General features: G+C 71.7%; 4 protein-coding genes. 1 reads left to right on the top strand and 3 read right to left on the bottom strand.

Annotated elements, in window-relative coordinates:
* From RMO85_RS18790 to RMO85_RS18780, 3 genes are all read right to left on the bottom strand, one after another.
* Nucleotides 1-813, bottom strand: an 813-nt coding sequence (locus RMO85_RS18790; protein WP_310530243.1) for a DAK2 domain-containing protein, incomplete at its 3' end; no start/stop codon positions are given.
* A 121-nt stretch (nt 814-934) separates the two neighbouring features.
* Complete coding sequence (gene rpmB / locus RMO85_RS18785; RefSeq protein WP_310530242.1) at nt 935-1,120, bottom strand: 50S ribosomal protein L28; 186 nt, start codon at nt 1,118-1,120, stop codon at nt 935-937.
* Between the two features lie 126 nt (nt 1,121-1,246).
* On the bottom strand, nt 1,247-2,197 hold the full coding sequence (locus RMO85_RS18780) for a thiamine-phosphate kinase (protein WP_310530241.1): 951 nt from the start codon (nt 2,195-2,197) through the stop codon (nt 1,247-1,249).
* Between the two features lie 131 nt (nt 2,198-2,328).
* Between RMO85_RS18780 and RMO85_RS18775 the strand changes: the two genes are divergently transcribed.
* Entirely contained in the window at nt 2,329-2,565 is a 237-nt protein-coding gene (locus RMO85_RS18775; protein WP_310530240.1) for an Lrp/AsnC ligand binding domain-containing protein, read from the top strand.
* Nucleotides 2,566-2,789: the final 224 nt, after the last annotated feature.

Raw genomic sequence — 2,789 nt, 5'->3', positions numbered from 1 at the left:
GAGACCGGCCAGCGCCTTCTTCAGCGCCGCGATCGCGGTGTCCTCGGCGTCGAGGAGATACATCACCTCGTAGGAGGGGCCCTCGGGGGTGAGGTCGGCGCCGTCGCCCGTCAGGGCGTGGAGCGGCACCGGGATGCGGTGCACACCGGTGGGCGGCGGCGGCGGGCGACGACCGGAGGAGACGGTCTCGGCGGCGTCCAGGACGACGCACAGCCCGCGTCCGCCGGCATCCACGACGCCGGCGTCGGCCAGGGCCTTGAGCTGGGTCGGGGTGCGAGACAGCGCCTCGCGGGCCGCTGCGGCGGCGGCGGTGAACACGTCGCGGGCACGGGCGCCGGCCACGTCGGCCCGCGCCATGGCCGCGTCGGAGGCAGCGCGCGCCACCGTGAGGATGGTGCCCTCGACGGGGTCACCGACAGCGGCGTACGACGCATCGGTCGCCCGCTGCATGGCCTCCGCGGCCACGACGGCGTTGCGGACGTCGTGGGTCCCCTCGGCCAGCCGGGCGACATACGCCCCGAGCATCTGGCTGAGGATGACGCCTGAGTTGCCGCGAGCGCCGAGCAGCGCGCCGCGGGACAGGACCCGCATGGCGTCGACCTGATCGAGATCGGGGTTCTCGGCCACCGCCTGCACGATCGCGTCGCGAGCCGCCGAGATCGTCAGGAACATGTTGGTGCCGGTGTCGCCGTCGGGCACGGGATAGACGTTGAGGGCGTCGATCTCCTCGCGCGCCTGCGAGAGCGCGTCGGTGGCGATCTCCACGAAACGCGCCAGGGCAGCCGTCGAGATGCCGCTCGGCACGGTCTCCATCGCTGGCACCCTTTCGCGGACGTGTGCGTCGAAGGGCACAGGTTAGCCCCGGGCACCGACATGGATGACGAACAGGCCCCGAGAGCGGTGCTCTCGGGGCCTGTTGCGACGGTGCGTCAGGTCAGCGCGTGACCTTGCCGGCCTTGAGGCAGCCGGTGCAGACGTTCAGACGCTTGGGCGAACCGTTGACGGTGGCGCGCACGCGCTGGATGTTCGGGTCGAAGCGACGCTTCGTAATCTTGCGCGACCAGGGTCGGTTGTTGCCGAAGCCGGGCTTCTTGGCGCAGATGTCACAGACGGCAGCCACCGTGTACTCCTGAAGATTCGTTGGTCATTCGAGAACGATCGGCCCGCCAGGGCCGAGAACGGCCAGCGAGCAACCGCACAAGAGTATCCGAACCGCCGGGATGGGTGAAATCGAGCGATGAACCGCCTAGAAGTGGGTCCACCCGGTGGGACCCTCGTAGGCGCCGCCGTCGACGGTCACGCCCTCACCCTCGCTCACCGTACCGATGACCTGCCAGCCCTCGGGCACGCCCGCAGCACTCGGGAAGGTCGCCAGCAGCGCGTGGTCGTCGCCGCCGCCGAGCACGAACTGAAGCGGTTCGACGCCGAGCGCGGCTCCCACGGCGACCAGCGGCTCGGCGAGGTCGAACGCCTTGCGTCGTACGTCGATCGCGACTCCGCTCTCCTCGGCCAGGTGGCGCGCCTCGGCAAGCAGCCCGTCGGAGATGTCGATCATGGAGGTGGCGCCGGCTTCGGCGGCGAGCCTGCCCGCGGCGTACGGCGGCTGGGGCCGGCGATAGGCCTCGACGAGCACGCGCGGCGAGCGGAAGCCGCGGCCGAGCACGGCCAGCCCGCCAGCTGCCCAGCCCTGACGACCGGTGAGGGCGAGCACGTCGCCCGCCACCGCGCCCGAGCGCACGACGGGCGCCTGCGTGCACGCACCGATGGCGGTCACGGCGATCACGATCTCCCCTGCCCGGGTCAGGTCGCCACCGACGACGCTCGCCCCGACGCTCGCGCACTCGGCCGCGAAGCCGCGGGCGAAGTCGAGCGCCCACTGCACCGGCAGGTCGGCGGGCGCGCCCAGGCCGATGGTGAGCGAGTGGGCAGCGCCGCCCATGGCATTGATGTCCGAGAGGTTCTGCGCCGCGGCGCGATGACCGACGTCCTCGGCGCTGGCCCAGTCGCGGCGGAAGTGCCGGCCCTCGACCATCAGGTCGGTGGAGACGACGACGTGCCCCGTGCGGATCCGCAGCACCGCGGCGTCGTCGCCCGGCCCGAGCAGCACGTGCTCGCCCTGCTCGAAGAGCGCGGTGAAGGCCTCGATCAGGCCGAATTCGCCGGCGTCGGCCAGGGTCGCGTCCGGGGGGAATGCCATGCGGCCCATCAGACCCGATCGGGGCTCGTGAGCCCGGGGCCGGGCACCTATCGAGAAGTGACGGCGCTCACGGTAGGTTGGCGCTCGCACACGCAAAGGCACCACTTCGATCGACACCGAGGAGTCCCACGATGGTCGTCCAGGCCTACATCCTGATCCAGACCGACGTCGGCAAGGCCGCCGACGTCGCCAAGGCCATTGCCCAGGTCAAGGGCGTCACGCTCGCCGAGGACGTCACGGGCCCCTACGACGTGATCGTGCGTGCCGAGGCCCGCAACGTCGACAAGCTCGGCAAGCTGGTCGTCTCCAAGGTGCAGAACCTCGACGGCATCACGCGCACGCTGACGTGCCCCGTCGTCCACATCTGAGCCTGACTCGCCGACGCCCCGTGTCCGTCTGGACGCGGGGCGTCGCTGTGCCCTGCCTCCTGCTGCTCGCCGGTTGCTCTGCGGACCTGCCTGCCCTCTCCGACGGCGACGCGGCCGCGTGCGCCGAGCTGGTGGCAGCCCTCCCTGACCGGGTCGCCGGCGAGGACCTCTCGGATGACACCGACCGCACCGCATCGTGGGGCGGCATCGAGCTGTCGTGCGGG

It is taken from the genome of Nocardioides sp. (assembly GCF_031422975.1).
Taxonomy (GTDB): domain Bacteria; phylum Actinomycetota; class Actinomycetes; order Propionibacteriales; family Nocardioidaceae; genus Nocardioides.
Note: the sequence above shows the minus strand (reverse complement) of the source record. Positions and strands in the feature narration are given on the sequence as shown.

What these genes read in the sequence shown, in the direction of transcription:
- RMO85_RS18780 (WP_310530241.1), bottom strand. Translation starts at nt 2,197, where the DNA reads ATGGCATTCCCCCCGGACGCGACCCTGGCCGACGCCGGCGAATTCGGC.
- RMO85_RS18775 (WP_310530240.1), top strand. Translation starts at nt 2,329, where the DNA reads ATGGTCGTCCAGGCCTACATCCTGATCCAGACCGACGTCGGCAAGGCC.